The sequence below is a fragment of the Dyella sp. C11 genome (genome assembly GCF_003121485.1).
Taxonomy (GTDB): domain Bacteria; phylum Pseudomonadota; class Gammaproteobacteria; order Xanthomonadales; family Rhodanobacteraceae; genus Dyella.
On record NZ_QAVX01000012.1, the window covers coordinates 54658 to 70218 of the forward strand.

At 61.9% G+C, this 15561-nt stretch carries 16 protein-coding genes and 1 tRNA gene; 6 read left to right on the plus strand and 11 right to left on the minus strand.

Translation table 11 applies throughout. The features are described from left to right. Positions 1–3: 3 nt before the first annotated feature. The 5 genes from DK366_RS12550 to DK366_RS12570 form a co-directional block, all read right to left on the minus strand. The gene (locus DK366_RS12550; protein ID WP_109125899.1) at positions 4–975 is read right to left on the minus strand and encodes a glycoside hydrolase family 43 protein; all 972 of its coding nucleotides are present in this window, start codon (positions 973–975) and stop codon (positions 4–6) included. 97 nt (positions 976–1072) lie between these two features. Beyond that, positions 1073–2092 carry a UDP-N-acetylmuramate dehydrogenase gene (gene murB, locus DK366_RS12555; RefSeq protein WP_109125989.1) on the minus strand — a complete coding sequence of 340 codons (1020 nt, stop codon included), beginning with the start codon at positions 2090–2092 and terminating at the stop codon, positions 1073–1075. 10 nt (positions 2093–2102) lie between these two features. Next, on the minus strand, positions 2103–3140 hold the full coding sequence (locus DK366_RS12560) for a quinone-dependent dihydroorotate dehydrogenase (RefSeq protein ID WP_109125900.1): 1038 nt from the start codon (positions 3138–3140) through the stop codon (positions 2103–2105). A 2-nt stretch (positions 3141–3142) separates the two neighbouring features. Beyond that, positions 3143–3910, minus strand: coding sequence for a class I SAM-dependent methyltransferase (locus tag DK366_RS12565; RefSeq protein WP_109125901.1), 768 nt, complete (start codon positions 3908–3910; stop codon positions 3143–3145). A 99-nt stretch (positions 3911–4009) separates the two neighbouring features. Continuing rightward, positions 4010–5545 carry an aldehyde dehydrogenase family protein gene (locus DK366_RS12570; RefSeq protein WP_109125902.1) on the minus strand — a complete coding sequence of 512 codons (1536 nt, stop codon included), beginning with the start codon at positions 5543–5545 and terminating at the stop codon, positions 4010–4012. Positions 5546–5657: 112 nt separating this feature from the next. Between DK366_RS12570 and DK366_RS12575 the strand changes: the two genes are divergently transcribed. Continuing rightward, a tRNA-Arg gene (locus tag DK366_RS12575) sits at positions 5658–5734 on the plus strand. A 239-nt stretch (positions 5735–5973) separates the two neighbouring features. On the opposite strand, the gene DK366_RS12580 is transcribed toward DK366_RS12575, so the two are convergent. Continuing rightward, positions 5974–6306, minus strand: a complete 333-nt coding sequence (locus DK366_RS12580) for a hypothetical protein (RefSeq protein WP_157956517.1) — start codon at positions 6304–6306, stop codon at positions 5974–5976. A 59-nt stretch (positions 6307–6365) separates the two neighbouring features. Further along, positions 6366–6581 (minus strand): hypothetical protein, encoded by a 216-nt coding sequence (locus DK366_RS12585; protein WP_109125904.1) that lies wholly within the window; start codon positions 6579–6581, stop codon positions 6366–6368. A gap of 231 nt (positions 6582–6812) precedes the next feature. Between DK366_RS12585 and DK366_RS12590 the strand changes: the two genes are divergently transcribed. After that, entirely contained in the window at positions 6813–7565 is a 753-nt protein-coding gene (locus DK366_RS12590; protein WP_157956518.1) for a hypothetical protein, read from the plus strand. 46 nt (positions 7566–7611) lie between these two features. Here DK366_RS12590 and DK366_RS12595 read toward each other — a convergent pair whose 3' ends face one another. Beyond that, entirely contained in the window at positions 7612–8253 is a 642-nt protein-coding gene (locus DK366_RS12595; RefSeq protein WP_109125906.1) for a response regulator transcription factor, read from the minus strand. Positions 8254–8781: 528 nt separating this feature from the next. Between DK366_RS12595 and DK366_RS12600 the strand changes: the two genes are divergently transcribed. From DK366_RS12600 to DK366_RS12610, 3 genes are all read left to right on the plus strand, one after another. After that, on the plus strand, positions 8782–10284 hold the full coding sequence (locus tag DK366_RS12600) for a DcaP family trimeric outer membrane transporter (protein WP_157956519.1): 1503 nt from the start codon (positions 8782–8784) through the stop codon (positions 10282–10284). Between the two features lie 64 nt (positions 10285–10348). Further along, positions 10349–11689, plus strand: coding sequence for an amino acid permease (locus DK366_RS12605; RefSeq protein WP_109125908.1), 1341 nt, complete (start codon positions 10349–10351; stop codon positions 11687–11689). A gap of 174 nt (positions 11690–11863) precedes the next feature. Beyond that, positions 11864–12379 carry a 2'-5' RNA ligase family protein gene (locus DK366_RS12610; RefSeq protein ID WP_109125909.1) on the plus strand — a complete coding sequence of 172 codons (516 nt, stop codon included), beginning with the start codon at positions 11864–11866 and terminating at the stop codon, positions 12377–12379. A gap of 852 nt (positions 12380–13231) precedes the next feature. On the opposite strand, the gene DK366_RS12615 is transcribed toward DK366_RS12610, so the two are convergent. From DK366_RS12615 to DK366_RS12625, 3 genes are all read right to left on the minus strand, one after another. After that, a complete protein-coding gene (locus DK366_RS12615; protein ID WP_109125910.1) occupies positions 13232–13486 on the minus strand; it encodes a hypothetical protein in 255 nt (84 codons plus the stop codon). Between the two features lie 273 nt (positions 13487–13759). Further along, positions 13760–13996 carry a hypothetical protein gene (locus DK366_RS12620; RefSeq protein ID WP_109125911.1) on the minus strand — a complete coding sequence of 79 codons (237 nt, stop codon included), beginning with the start codon at positions 13994–13996 and terminating at the stop codon, positions 13760–13762. Beyond that, a complete protein-coding gene (locus tag DK366_RS12625; protein WP_109125912.1) occupies positions 13993–14253 on the minus strand; it encodes a hypothetical protein in 261 nt (86 codons plus the stop codon). The genes DK366_RS12620 and DK366_RS12625 overlap by 4 nt, the downstream gene beginning before the upstream one ends. A 353-nt stretch (positions 14254–14606) precedes the next feature. Between DK366_RS12625 and DK366_RS12630 the strand changes: the two genes are divergently transcribed. Then, entirely contained in the window at positions 14607–15560 is a 954-nt protein-coding gene (locus tag DK366_RS12630; protein WP_109125913.1) for a TIR domain-containing protein, read from the plus strand. Position 15561: the final 1 nt, after the last annotated feature.

The window sequence follows — 15561 nt, forward strand, 5'->3', positions numbered from 1 at the left end:
AGGTCAGAGGGCGTGCGCTGGCACGCCCTCGTTGGTCATCTTCACGGGAACGATTTTCCCGTCCGCATCGAACGTCATGCGGTCGATGCAGATGTTGCGATGGTTGCCGTCGGTATCGCCCAGCGGGTGGCGGTGATACACGATGAACCAGCTGTCGTCGCGGGCGACATGGAACAGCGAGTGGTGCCCCGCACCCGTGCCGATCTTGTCATCCTGCTGCAGGATCTTCCCGATGCGCTTGAACGGCCCCAGCGGTGAGTCGCCGATGGCGTAGGCCACCGAGTAGTCCGGGCCGGTCCAGCCGCCTTCGGACCACATGAAGTAGTACTTGCCGTTGCGCTTGAACATCATCGGGCCTTCCACGTATTCCGGCGAAGGCGTGATCTCGTGCCACGTCTTGCCATCGGCCATGGGCTCCACGCCGGTGAAGTCGGGCTTGAGCTTCACCATGTTGGCGTGCTTCCAGCCACCGTAGATCAGATACCAGCTGCCGTCGTCGTCGTGAAACACGAACGGATCGATGGGCTGCGCGCGGTTATGAAAGGCATCGACCAGCGGATGGCCGAGCAGATCCTTGTACGGCCCCTCGGGGCGATCGGCCACGGCCACGCCGATACCGCCAAGTTCCTTGTCGTTCTGGATGTCATTCGCGGCGAAGAAGAAATAGTACTTGCCGCCGTTCTCGGCCATGGCCGGTGCCCACATGGCCTTCTTCGCCCACGGCACGTCGGCCATGCGCAGCACGCCTTCGTGTTTGGTCCAGTGCGTCAGGTCGTCGGATGAAAACGCATCGAAACGCGTCTGCTCGCCGTAGCGTACCGACGTGGTGGGGTAGATCCAGTACTGGTTCTGGAAAACCTGCGCCTCAGGGTCCGCATACCAGCCGGGGAACACCGGATTGCCTGCCTGTGCGGAAGCGGCGAGTGCCAGCGTGGCAACGAAGGCGGTGCGCACCAGCAGGTGTCGAAGGCGCATGCAGGGATTCCGAGGTGAGTGGAATCCCGAACCTAGCGCATTGACAATTTTTCGGGGGAAAACATCGCGTACATGCGAGTGATCCCGAGGCCGATGGTCAGACGACCACCGGCTCCGGCTCCAGCGTCACGCCGAACCTGGCGCGCACGCCTTCGATCACCTTCTGCGCAAAGCCCCACAGCTCTCCACCCGTGGCGCGACCGTGGTTTACCAGCACCAGGGCATGGCGGTTGGAAATGCCGGCGTCGCCATCGCGCTCGCCCTTGAAGCCGCTCTGTTCGATCAGCCATGCGGCGGAAAGCTTCCAGCGGCCATCGCCACCAACCCACGACACCAGTTCCGCGTGTTCGCGCTTGAGCGCTTCGCCGGTGGATGCATCGACGATGGGGTTCTTGAAGAAACTGCCGGCATTGCCGATCACGGCGGGATCGGGAAGCTTCTTCGTGCGCAGATGGATCACCGCCTCGGCAACATGGAACGGCGCGGGCTTCTGAATACCCATGCGCGCCAGTTCCTCGCGGATGCCGGCGTAGTCGAGTCGCAATACACGCGAGCGGGGCAGGGCGAAGCGAACGGCGGTAACGATGTAGCGTCCCGGCTCATGCTTGAACACCGAATCGCGATAGGCGAAGGCGCAGGCGGCACGATCGAGCACGGCGATGCGGCGCTCCTTCATGTCCCACGCTTCCACGCTCTCGATGAATTCGGCGACTTCCGTGCCGTAAGCGCCAATGTTCTGGATGGGCGCCGCGCCGACAGTGCCCGGAATCAGGATCAGATTCTCCAGACCCGCAAAGCCCTGGCCCAGCGTCCACCGGACGAAGTCGTCCCAGCGTTCACCAGCTGCCACGGCGATGCGTGCCACGTCGCCGTCCTGTTCCACCTGCACGCCACGCGTGGCCATGGCCAGCACGGTGCCGTCGAAGTCGCCGGTAAACAGCATGTTGCTGCCTTCACCCAGCACCAGCAGCTTGCCGTTGCGAACCGCGGGGAATTCCAGCAGTTCGGTGAGCTTCGATGCGTCGTTGATCTCGGCCAGCAACCGCGCACGCGCATCGACACGCAACGTGTTGCGTGATGCCAGCGATGCGTTTTCGATCAACGTGTAGCCACCCATGTCGATGCGTTCAACCGGCATGCGTGGGCTCCTGCTGGCGGCGGATCTCGTTGACGCATTCGGCGATCAACGCCGGGCCGCGGTACACCATGCCCGAATAGAGCTGCACCAGCGATGCGCCAGCACTGATCTTGTCGGCGGCATGGTCGCCTTCCAATATGCCGCCCACGCCAATGATCCCCAGCTGGTTGCCCACGCGCTGGCGCATGCCGCGCAACACGGCTGTGGAGCGCTCGAACAGCGGTCGTCCGGAAAGGCCGCCCATTTCGTTGCCGTGCGGATCGTCGGCGACCGATGAATGATCGATGGTGGTGTTGGTGCAGATCACGCCATCCACCTTGGCTGCGAGCAGCACTTCGGCAATCGCGTCCAGTTCCGTTTCACTCAGGTCGGGCGCGATCTTCAGCAGCATCGGCTTGCGCGCACCGCTCTGCGAACCCAGGCGCTCCTGTGCTTCGCGCAACGTTTCGATGAAGCGGCGAAGCGTGGCTTCTTCCTGCAGGTCACGCAGGCCCTGCGTGTTCGGCGAGGAAATATTCACCGTGATGTAGCTGGCGAGCGCGTAGACGCGCTCCAGGCAGAACAGGTAGTCGTCAACCGCCTTCTCGTTGGGCGTGTCCTTGTTCTTGCCGATGTTGATGCCGAGCACGCCGCGGTAGCTGGATTTCTGCACGTTGCGCACCAGCGCATCGACGCCTGCATTGTTGAAGCCCAGGCGATTGATCACCGCCTGGTGCCTGGGCAGGCGGAACATGCGCGGCTTGTCGTTGCCCGGCTGCGGACGCGGCGTGGTCGTGCCGACTTCGACGAAACCGAAGCCCAGCGCGCCCAGCGCGTCGAGGTGATCGGCGTTCTTGTCCAGGCCGGCAGCCAGGCCGACCGGATTGGGAAAGCGGATGCCGAAGGCCGTGGTGGGCAGATCTTCCGGCGGCTTGGCCACCAGGTGCAGGAAGTTGCTGCGGTGGGCGACGTCGAGGCCGTAAAGCGTCGCGCGATGCGCGGTCTCGGCATCGAGGGCAAACAGGAGCGGGCGAATAAGGTCGTACATAATCAGGACAATTGGCCCACGTAGATGACGGTGTCGTAGTCGAAGCTGATGCGCCCGTCGATGGCGCTGCGATCGAACAGTTCGCGCAGCGTGTGCATCATGGGCTCGTGGTTGGGGTGGCCTTCGCGTGGCGCATACGAGGAGGAAAGCAGGCGCCCACTCAGGCTTTCGTAGTCGAGTTTCTGGCCGTGATCGAAACGGCCCATGCCCAGGTAACCCTCGCCGAACCACGCACGCATGCTCGGCTCGTCGCCGTAGCGTTCGGCCACGCTGGTGTAATCGGTGCCGTATTGCTTGAGCAGTGCCTCGTAGCCTTCAAGGAACGGCGTACCCACCAGCCGGCGCGAGTTCCAGATGATGGCGGCCAACCCGCCCGGACGAAGAACGCGCTGGAATTCCGCGCGCGCCGCCGCCTGATCGAACCAGTGGAACGCTTGCGCCACCACGATCAGATCGATGCTTGCATCGTCCAGCCCGGTGGCGGTTGCACGGCCATCGACGGCCTTGAAGCGCGCGTCGTCACCCAGCCAGCTTTCAGCCGCTGCGCGCATCGGCGCGTTCGGTTCCACGGCGATCACGTGGTAACCGCCGTCGAGGAACAGCTTGCTGGAAATACCGGTGCCTGCGCCCACGTCCGCCACCAGCCAATGCGGCGTGACGCCAAATTCGCTTTGCAGCCAATCCAGCATGGCCACCGGATAATCCGGGCGGAAGCGAACATAGTCCGCGACGCGGTCGCTGAAGCGTTCGGTGGGCTTGAGATCGGTCATGGTGTCACCCCGTGGGCGAGGAGGGCGATGGCGCCGGTCGGTGCTGCCGTGACTCACGTGCATCCCGGCATCAGCCGGGATGCACCGCGTGAACGTTGCTTACAGGTCGAACTTGATGCCCTGCGCCAGCGGCAACGAGTTGGAGTAGTTGATGGTGTTGGTCTGGCGACGCATGTAGACCTTCCATGCATCCGAGCCCGACTCGCGACCACCGCCGGTTTCCTTCTCGCCACCGAACGCGCCGCCGATTTCCGCACCGGACGTGCCGATGTTGACGTTGGCGATGCCGCAGTCTGAACCGGCTGCCGACAGATACTGCTCGGCCGACTTCAGGTTCTGCGTGAAGATGGCCGAGGACAGGCCCTGCGGCACGGCGTTCTGCAGATCGATGGCTTCGTCCAGCGTCTTGAACGGCATGACGTAGAGGATCGGCGCGAAGGTTTCCGTCTGCACCACCTCGTCGCTGTTCTTCACGCCGCTGACGATGGTCGGCAGCACGAAGTGGCCCTTGCGGTCGGTGAGCGCGGCGCCGCCGGTCAGCACCTTGCCGCCGGTGGCCTTGGCCTTTTCCACGGCAGCGAGGTAGGCCTTCACGGCTTCGGCGCTGTTGAGCGGGCCCATCAGGGTGGTGGCGAGCGTCGGATCGCCGATCTTGCCTTCCACCTGCTTGTACGCGGCCACCAGCTTGTCGGTGACATCGCCGATGATCGACTCGTGCACGAACAGGCGGCGCGTGGTGGTGCAGCGCTGGCCGGCCGTGCCGACGGCGCCGAACACGATGGCGGGAATGGCGAGCTTGAGGTCGGCGGTTTCGTCAACCACGATAGCGTTGTTGCCGCCCAGTTCCAGCAGCGAACGGCCCATGCGCTTGGCAACGCGCTCGCCCACGTGGCGGCCCACCTTGGTGGAACCGGTGAAGCTGATCAGCGGGATGCGGTGATCGTCCACGAAGGCCTGCGAAAGATCGGTGCCAGCGTCGTTGAACAGGAAGAAGATGTCCGGGAAGCCGGCTTCCTTCAGCGCCTCGTTGCAGATCTTCATGGTCGCGATGGCCGAGAGCGGCGTCTTCGGCGACGGCTTCCAGATGCAGATGTCACCGCAGATGGCGGCAAGGAACGCATTCCACGCCCACACGGCCACGGGGAAGTTGAACGCGCTGATGATGCCGACCAGGCCCAGCGGCTGGTACTGCTCGTACATGCGGTGACCCGGGCGCTCCGAGTGCATGGTGTAGCCGTAGAGCATGCGGCTCTGGCCGACCGCGAAGTCGGCGATGTCGATCATCTCCTGCACTTCGCCGTCGCCTTCGGGCTTGATCTTGCCCATTTCCAGCGCGACCAGCGAACCCAGCGCGTCCTTGTGCTTGCGCAGCGCTTCGCCGCACAGGCGAACCGCTTCACCGCGACGCGGCGCAGGCGTCGTGCGCCACACCTTGAAGGCTTCCTGCGCGCGCTTGACGATCACGTCGTAGTCGGCCGCGCTCGATGCGTGCACCGAAGCAATCACCTCGCCCGTGGCGGGATTGACCGGGTTCAACGTGCCGGCGTCGGTGGTCTTCGACCACTCGCCCTGACCCAGGTAAGAACCCGACTGCGTGTTGCCAAGACCAAGGGCGGTGAGGATTTCGTGGGACATGCTTCACTCCGGACCGTGGCGCGGGGAGGCGCCGGGAAGAAAACGCCCATTCTAGCAGGGGGCCCGGACCGGGTTCGCGCCGGGGGCGATCCGTGCCAAAATTCGGCCTGTTGCCCCCGTAGCTCAGCTGGATAGAGCGTCCCCCTCCTAAGGGGAAGGTCGTACGTTCGAATCGTATCGGGGGCACCAATGCGCATACGTACGGAGGGCTGGCAGCGATGCCGGCCCTTTTTTATGCCAGGGCGGCCAGCCGGAGCATCCACGGAGCGCGGCGCAGGGCCGCGCCGCGAGAGCGCGACGTGCATACAGGCGACAAGACACGAAGGATGCCGAGCCGGGGCAGGGGCACCGTTGGGATCGTCTCAGGGCGGGGTGGGAGCGGTAACAACGCGATGCGTCGTGAACAGCCCGGCGCGCAGTGCGCTTTGTCAGTCGGACGACTCGCCGTCGTCGATATCGGCGCGGAAGACGCGGCGTATGCGGGAACACAATTGCCGGATGTCGTCAGCGGAATGCATGGTGTCGCGGTCGAGCAGTGGAACGTCGGAGCCGGAGAGCTTGCGGAGTTCTGCCTGGGACAGGGCCAAAAGGCCATGTGCCGATTGCAGCAGGTCCTTCAACAATTCGTCCTGATGATGTTTTCGGGGACTTCGCGAGAGTTCGTCGAGTCCCTGCTCCAGATCTTCCACCCAAGCCAACAACACACGTTCGGTCGAAAAAGCCATCACTACACTCATGCAGCAGCCCATGTTGGTGCGCACGTCCCTATGCGGGTGAAATCACCCCATGTCACTCCTCGTCATCGCCATGACGCTTTAGGTCAGCTTCTGGCGAAAATCCCCCGGTCCAGCACCTCAGCCTGCACGTGTCCGGCAACCGCGTCATGGTCCACCGCCTCGCCGCTGAGTTCTTCCTGGGGCAATACAGTGCCATAGATATGGGCGCGCCATGCAACCCGGTTGGCCAATTGATCAACTTCGCAAATCACTTGAAGTTCGTGGTCTGTCTCGTCCACGACACTGAAATTCATGTTCATCGGTGAGCGCCCCTGACGCTCGCACAACGGTCATGCGGTGGGTGATTGGGGAAAGCCTGCGTGCGAACCCCATCGAGTCATTCTTCTGCGGGGCTGCCACGCAGCTTCAGGGAAAGGCAATCAAGGAACGTGCCATGAGCAGGGCCGTCCGCTTTTCCGGCATCCACATGTGCCGCCGTACCACACCGGCTAGGCTGTGGGCGACATCAACAGCTACGGGCTGGGGACATCATGACGCGAGCGCTCACATGGCCGGCAGCGGCACGCTGGATGGTTGGTCTGCTGCTGGTGCTGGCACTGCGGCCGGTGCATGCCGAGGAACTCAAGCAGGCCGACTACGACGGCACCCTGGGCACGCAACGCATTGGCCTGGTGCTGACCATGTCCGGTCAACAGGTGGCGCCCAGTCGCTACTACTACCTGCGACACCTGGTGGACATCCCCCTCGAAGGCGAACTTCGCAACGGCAGCTTCAGCCTGCATGAGAAGGGCGCCACGATGACCCTGCATTTCGTCGGCAACGGCAGCGAGCACGGCCAGCCGCTGGACTTCAACAACAGCATTGGCCTGGAAGGCGAGTGGAGCGACGGCAAACAAAGCCTGCCGGTGAAGCTGCGCGGCGGCGGGCTCTTTACGGCAACGCCGACGGGGCACTGGTATCAATCCATCACCGACGAGACGGACGACGTGTTCGAAGCACGCACCCAGGGCTTTCGTGCCGCGGTGATGAAGGGAGACAGCAACGCGGCAGCGCGTTTTGTGAATTTCCCCCTGCGGGTCAATCATGGGCCGGGAAAGCACGAAGAAGTACGCGATGCCCGCCAGCTGGCAACGCAATGGAAGCGGCTTTTCACGCCGGCCTACGTGACACGCATAGCCGACGCCTCGCCCCACAGCATGGCCATGGTGCAGGGCTACGCCATGTTGGGCGATGGGTTGGTGTTCTTCAGCGACAAAGGTGCCGAGGTGCTCAACGTACCCTGAGGGAAGGAATCATCAGGCGTGCCAGGGGAGCAGGCGCCGCCGTCGCTCAAGCCAGTATGCCGTGCTCGCGCGCGTAGGCGTACACGTCCAGGTCGTTCTTCAGTCCCAGCTTGTTCATGGCATCCATTTTCTGGCGGCGGACGGTTTTCACGCTGCGGTTGAGCTGCCCGGCGATCTCGGTGACGGTGAACCCCGAGGCATACAGGCGAAGCACCTCCGCCTCTCGCTTGGACAGCGCGGGATGGTTGTCCCCGTCGCTGCCTGCACCGCCGTCGTCGAGAACACGGGAGATGCCGGAGCTGAGAAACGTGCGTCCGTGCGACACGGCCTGCACGGCAAGCGTCAGTTCGGAAAGCGCATCGGTCTTGCTGACCAGTCCTCGCGCGCCGGCTTTCTGAATGGCCTTCAGCACGCCACCGTTGTTCACCATGGTGAGTACGATGAAAGACAGCTTGGGCTGGCGCCGACGGATCAGGCCAAGCATCTGCAAGCCATCGGCAACCTGGCCGCCTGGCATGCTGAAGTCGGTAATCAACAAATCAGCAGGATGCTTGTCGATGGCATTCAACAGATCCACGGGTGAGCCGACATCCGCGATGACCTTGGACGCTGTACTGCTTTCCAGCAGCGCACGCACGCCGCTGCGGAAGATGGGGTGATCATCAGCAAGAATGATGCGAAGCGTCACAAAGTTTCCGTCCTGAATGTTCGTGTGGCTAACTAGGTTAGCGACTCACTCGGTAGACGCTTGCAGGACAATTCTTACGGAGCGTTCGCAGTCTTCAGGCAACGCTAAGCATCGCTGTCGCGCTGCAGGGAAAGCGGTAGGACTTTGCTTCTTTGCTGTCAGGATGAAAGGCGTTTTCTGCGCCAAAAACATCGACATTTCAGACGGCTCTTGTTGCTATTTTACGTCTAGTGATGGCGTGCCTGTCTTGCGCAAATTTACTTAACCCATCACGGATGCCATGGCCCGGCACTCGCTGGTTCACGGGCTTTCGACAATTTCTCGGCTCTAATCAAAACAGGAAGGCATTTGCGCTGTAGGCGGCGGGGGTTTTGGTGCGACCCAGGCCTGAAGGAAGGATTCCCGGTCAGCGCATCCGAAACGTTTTGGGGCTAGCCATCGTGACCCCCGCGTATTGCGCGGCGGCTTTTGGCGCGTGTGTTTTCCGCAACCTATGGCACCCATCGGCGTTCGAACAGGAGTGTTCACATGCGGCTATGGCTTTGCCCCCGGATACCGCGTGCGCACCAGGTGCGCATACTTCGTTCCGTACTGATAAGCAGCTGTGCGCTGGCACTTGCACCGCAAGCCTTCGCGCAGTCGAACGACGATCTGAAAGCGCAGATTTCGCAGATGCGCCAGCAGATGGATGCGCAACAGCAAGTGATGCAACAGATGCAGCAACGCCTTCAGCAACTGGAGGCGAAGGAAGCAGCGCAGGAGAAATCGGCGCCGGCTGCCACCGCCGCCACAACGGCCCCCGTGACACAGCCCGTTTCCTCGACGCCCATCGTGTCGTCGGCGACGGCACCGGAGCCTTCCAGGCCTGCGCCTTACCGTCCCCCTTCGGCGCCAGCGGGCGTTGCCGAGCCGTTGCCCGAGGGCTTCGTGCGACTGGGTGATACCGGCAACCTGTTGAAGCTGGATCTGGTGGCGCAGCTGGATACCATGATCGACAACAAATACATGGGTTCGGCCGACCTGTTCGTTCCCTCGTCGATTCCCGTCAAGGGCCAGCCGTTCTATGACAGCGGATGGCGCACCAACCTGAGTGCGCGGCAAAGCATCTTCCGCATGGATTTCCGTCGCGATACCGACTACGGCACGCTGAAGGTGGTCTACAAGAACAACTTCTTCGGCAGCGGCTCCGGCGACATGCCGTACAACCTCCAGTTCTTCTACGGCGAACTGGACAACGAGCACTACACACTGCTCGCCGGCTACAACATTTCTGCGTTCACCGATATCGACGTGTTCCCCAACACGCTCGACTACGAAGGCCCGAACTCCTTCAACTTCAAGTACGGCCCGCAGATCCGCTTCTCTCCCGTGCTGTGGAAGACGGGCGACGGCACGCTCACCTTGCCTTTGTCGATGGAAAAGCCGAACGCCGACATCACTGCCATCGGCAACTACACGCCGTATTCGCGCCTGGCGGATTTCACCGCCGGGCTTCGGTATGAAACGCCCGACTGGCATATCCAGTGGTCCAACCTGTTCCGCGACCTGGGCATGCAGGATTCCGAAACCGGCAACGCGCAGCGCACCACGGCGTTCGCCACCCAGCTCACCGGCAGCACCAAGGTATTCGAGCGCGACAGCGCGCAAGGCTGGTTCAGCAGCGGCCACGGCTACGCGAATTTCCTGCAGGACATCTCGGGCCTTGGCCTCGATGCGGCCTTCACCAGCGCCGGCGTGCTGCGCGCCATTCGCGCGCGCGGTTGGGGCGTGGGCTATACGCACGGCTGGACCGATGACCTGAGTTCCAGCGCCTCCTACGGCTATCTGCGCATCAGTCCGTCGGCCGACATGCAAATCGATCGCGACCTGCCCAAGAGCACCAAGTTTGCCTCGCTCAACCTTGCGTGGCAGTTCAGTCAACGCGCCATGCTCGGCATTGAATACCTGTGGGGCCAGAACATTTCGCTGGTGGATCTGCGAGGGCAGGGGCAGCGCGTGCAAACCACCTTGCGCTATGACCTCAATCCCTGACGTGCGCCGCGCATGAACTCTCCGACCGCCCCGCGTGGTCCACGACATCCACGCGGGAGGTGACATGTCAGCGCAACCGGTGAAGAAGATGGGCCTGCTCGCCGCCTCGTCCCTGGTGGTGGCGAACATGGTGGGCACCGGCTTGTTCCTGCTGCCTTCGAGCATGGCTGGCGTGGGCAGCATTTCCATCCTCGGCTGGATTGCCGCCGCCATCGGCGCCAGTGCGCTGGGCCTGGTGTTTGCCCACCTTGGCATGGTCGAGCCGCAGGCGGGTGGACCATACGCGTACGCGCGCGATCACCTTGGGCCGTTTGCCGCCTTCCAGACCAACTTTCTTTACTGGGGCGCCAACGTCATCGGCCACGTGGCCAGTGCGGTATCGGGTACGGGTTATCTCGCCGTGTTCCTGCCCGTGCTGAAAAGCCCGTGGTTCGCCAATGTGTGCACGGCCGCGATCATCTGGCTTTTCATCTGGCTCAATACGCGCGGCGCGAACGTGGTTGGCCCCTTCACCACGGTGAGCACCATTGCCGGCATCCTGCCCATTGCTTTCGTCGGCATTCTTGGCTGGTTCTGGTTTCGCAGCGATGTGTTCCAGGCCGGCTGGAATCCGGAGGCATTGTCGGTGCCCACGGCCATCAATCGAAGCGCATCCATCGCGCTGTGGGCCTTCCTGGGCGTGGAAAGTGCGGCGGTGTCGGCAGGCGTCATCGACAATCCCAAGCGTAACGTGCCGCTCGCCACGGTGATTGGACTGATCGTCTCCACGGTGATCTACATCGCCTGCTGTACGGTGATGATGGGCTTGTTGCCCAACGCGGAGTTGCGTGTTTCCGGCGCGCCCTTTGCCGATGCGGCACGCGTGATGCTGGGTAACTGGGCCGCTGTGGCGATTTCGCTGGCGGCTATCTTGAAAGCAGCAGGTGCGCTGGTGGGCTGGATACTCATCGTCGCGCAGTCGTCCCAGGCCGCGGCGCAGGACGGCATGTTCGCCACCAGCTTCGCCGTCACCAATGAACACGGCATGCCGGTACGCAACCTGGTGATCACCGGCGTGCTGATGACGCTGATGCTTGTGTTCACCACGTCGCCGGACATCGCCACGCAATTCGCCACCATCACCAACGCCACCGTGGTGCTGATGGCGTTGCCGTATATCTATTCCGTGGTGGCCATGTGGCGGCTCAACCGCACACTGGAACTTACGCCGGCGATGCGTCGGTTCCTTATCGTGGTTGGCCTGCTGGCGTGTGTGTATTGCGTCGGCGTGGTGCTGGGGCAATCCGCCGAGCTCAACCGGAAGGCGCTCGTGGTGCTGCTGATTTCCACGCCCCTGTTCGCGCTGGTGAGGTTGCCGGGTTTTGCGGGAAAGGCGGGGCGTCCGCGTGGTCCGTCGGATACCTGAATTCACCCCGTTAACGCCCGCGAGTGCCGCGGGATGCTTCCGGTTTGGGTGCTGCGCTGGCAAGCGCAGGTCACCGCTGCCTGAATCAGCGGGCTGCCGGCGCCTTCACATGGCCCGGGCTCATAATTCCGGCGCGGTGCAGTGGCCGCACGAGAGGAAAACGAAGGGCTGACCATGGCGCGGACCCTGCTGGCCTTGCTGGTACCCGAAGCCGAGCCCATTGTCGGCAGCTTCCGCGATCAGTACGACCCTTCCGCGCGTCGCGGCCTGGGCGCCCACATCACCCTCATCTATCCCTTCATCGACAGCGAGCTGCTTACGCAAGGCGTGCTACAGCGAGTGCGCGACACCGTGGCCGATCTTCCGGCCCCCATGTTCCGCCTCGCCAGCGTGGACACGTTCCCCTCCGTTGTCTGGCTCGCGCCCGAACCGGCCAAACCCATCGTGCAGATCGCGAATGCCCTGGAGCGCGCCTTTCCCGATCATCCCAAAGGCGGCGGTGCCTTTCCCGACTACGTACCGCATCTATCCGTGGCGCGTCAGTTGAAAGACAAGGCGGCGGTGATCAACGAACTGCAAGCGCGCCTGGCCGCTCACGGCCCCATCTACGGCTGGTGCGAATCGATGGCGTTGCTGGTCAGTGACAACCGGCGGTGGCGGCAGATGGCGGAATATCCGTTTCTGCATTGATGCAGGCGAAAGGGGCGGGCACATCGTGTGGTCGCCGCCGAATGCGTGACTTGGGAAACCATTGTTGAGTGCGCGTTGTTGAAGCGTGGGCATGTGCGCGTTTCATTCGCGTACGTTAAATGCCGCGCTGCCAGGTGTGGCGTGCCGGATCACGTCCGTCACGCCACAGGGGCGATCAACAGGCGCGCGATGCGCTCACGTCGGCGAGTGGCCGACCATTCCCGGTTTGCACGGCATGGCTCGCGCGGCGTGCGCGGGGCCGTAATGACGGCGTGTGCCCGCGAGTCGCCGCCCGTCCCTGTGCGCGATTCGCGTCATCGCGCGCAGAGTCACACCTCGGTCCCGGTGGGCGAGGTGGTTGTCACCTAGGCGGTTCGTAAGCACGGTGCACGCAACGCTGCGCGTGGGCTGCGCCGTGTAGGGAATTGTCGTGAGATGGCCGTCTAGTGCAAAAGACGGGCGTGCATGTGCCTTATGATCCGGCGTAGCCATGATCAACTCCTGTGAAGTTGGTTTGGTCAGCGGGTTGCAGGTGGTCGTACACCTGCAGCCCGCGCTACTCACGACACTACTGCCGTGGCCACCCGCAAAACCCCGTCCGAAGACACCCGCGAGCAGCCTGCACAAACTAGCAAGGTTGGCCAAGCATTGCGGGTGCCGTTTGTAGGCGCTGCGCTGCGATGGTGCGTCAGGGTTTGTCGTTCAACTCAGTCGGCACGTGAGTTTCATTGCGCAGCGAATCTCGGCTGGCTCCATGCCCACGTGATTGCAAACAGTGGTCGTATCCATCGCTCTGGACGCACGGCGGGTGAATGCAGGCGGGCGAATCTCCGTGCACCCGGGTGCGGCGATTCAGACGCCACCACCGCCATAGAAAAACCATCCAAGCAGTACAAGGATCTGCACACCGGAGGCGAGCACGATCAAGGCGGTGGGAAGCCGCTTGGACAGCAGAACAAGAAGTCCGCTGCCCAGCGTCATAGCCACAGGCACCACGACATAAAACTTCATCTGCCCAGAATCGGGATAACCCGGTACGTGCTGCGAGACCACCGAGCCATACAAAACGAGCCCCAAAAGAGAGCAGAGCAGCCAAATGATCGCCATGCACGCGCTGAGAATTTGTGAGCTCGTCACAGGGGCACTGCGCACCGTTCGCATTGTCAAAACCCTGCAGGTGATAGGTCGCGAAAAGGCTTATTTGGTGCGGATCGCAAGGACATCCTGTCGAAATACCCCCAAATCTACCCCCGGTACCTCGTTCCTTGACGAGCCCAGCAAGTGTCAGGCGGGGATGAGTCAGTGTCCTCAGAAGCCATTTCCGCCATACGTGACATCGGTAGCAGATGAATCGCCTATCGGATGGCCCATCAACCCCAATCAAGTAGTCCCGAGAACACTTGGGTTGCAGACGATGATCTCCACCTGCTCCTGCTCAGCACCCACATAGTCCAAGTAATGCACATGATCGAAGTGGTCTTCTTTGCGCATCGCGTCAGCTTGGGCGATAAGAAAGTCTGCGATTGAGCGTAGCTCATCCGGTGACGCGACGATGCTGACTTCTCTCATTTCGTTCAGAACTTCTGCGTGCTCAATCGTTCGTCCATAGATCTTCATAAGTCCCCAAAAAAGGTGGCTCGGGCTTGCTCCGCAACGAGGTCGCAGTCATTCCCCCAAGTATCAGCCATGTATTGCCCGAGCTCGGCGAGCTCACCGTTCCGTGGGCCTTTCTCCCTCAGGGTGCCGAACAAAGCGCCGAGTTGCGTGAATATTCGCGAGGTGGTGTCGATCCATCCCTCAAGGTTCCGCAGCTCCAGCAGGGCGCGCTCATTGATGGACGAACCGGCGGTGCTAATTGCGTTTTGTGTCGTCATGGTCAATCTCCCCATTCCTGTTGGACGGGCCACCCATCGTTGCGATAAGGGTGGCGGACGTGCAGGGTTGGCGAACCGGTGACATAGGAAACCGGCCAGCCCGAAGGCTGCCCCGCACGCCCGCCATAGAAAGCGGGCATGCCGTGCAACGGGCACAAAAAAAGCGCCATGGGCGCCGTTGCGCCTATATCAATTCAGGTCGCCAAACCTGGTCGCCGAATTGGCGGCGACGGCAGCACCATGCGCCTAGGATGCCCACAAGTCAATAGTCTTGCTGGGCGATATCGTAGGTTCCGACGCATCGACATCATTGCTGATGGATATGGTCGGCTGACAACTCATGGAGAGCATTTATGTCGATATCGACACCCCCCAAGGTATTCGTAAGCCACGCCAGCGAGGACAAGGATCGATTCGTTCTACCGTTCGCTGCGGCCCTTCGGGGAAAGGGAATTGATGCCTGGGTGGATAGATGGGAAATGCTTCCGGGCGATAGCCTGGTCGACAAAATCTTTGAGGAGGGTTTGAAAGAAGCGGCCGCAGTGATCATTGTTCTGTCGAAGATTAGCGTCGTTAAACCGTGGGTTCGAGAAGAACTCAACGCCGCAGTGGTCGATAGAATCGGTCGAGGAACGAAGTTGATTCCGGTCGTTTTGGACGATTGCGAGGTGCCTCAGGCGCTCAAGTCCCTCGTCTGGGAGCCGGTCAAGGATCCCGCGAACTTTAATGAAAGTCTGGCTCGAGTGGTGGATTCCGTTTTCGGTCACACCCGGAAGCCCGCACTTGGGCCTGTGCCCGCATATGTGAATGAGCACCCTGCGTACCCGTCAATTCGAGGACTAACCAGCGCTGATGCCGCTGTGCTTTATATGTTATTCGAGCATTTTGTTCGCGATCACTTTGGCAATTACCAGGAGCCCGGCGCCTTAAACACCCTTGCTTCGGGTCAGGGGATTGAATCTTCTGTAGCGCAGGAGAGCTTGGAGGTACTGGCGAATCAGCACTTGGTCGAGATTCTTCGTCATCTAGGGCCAGGGCCTTATCCGTCACGGATTACGGAGCTCGGTGTCTCGAAAGTCCTGGGCCCAAAGGAGGGGGCACTAGTTCGTGAGGTTGCTTTGGCAATACAGAACAACGGGCTTCATACCGGTGCTGACATTGCAGCGTCTATTGGTCTCGATCGGGCGCTGGTAGAGCACGCGATTAAAAAGCTCCAGGGTGCTGGGCACATCAATGTTTCGCGCGGCTTGGGGGGAGAAACAGTGATCTTCCAGGTAAACGCAACTTTAAAGCGCTCATTGGGCTGAG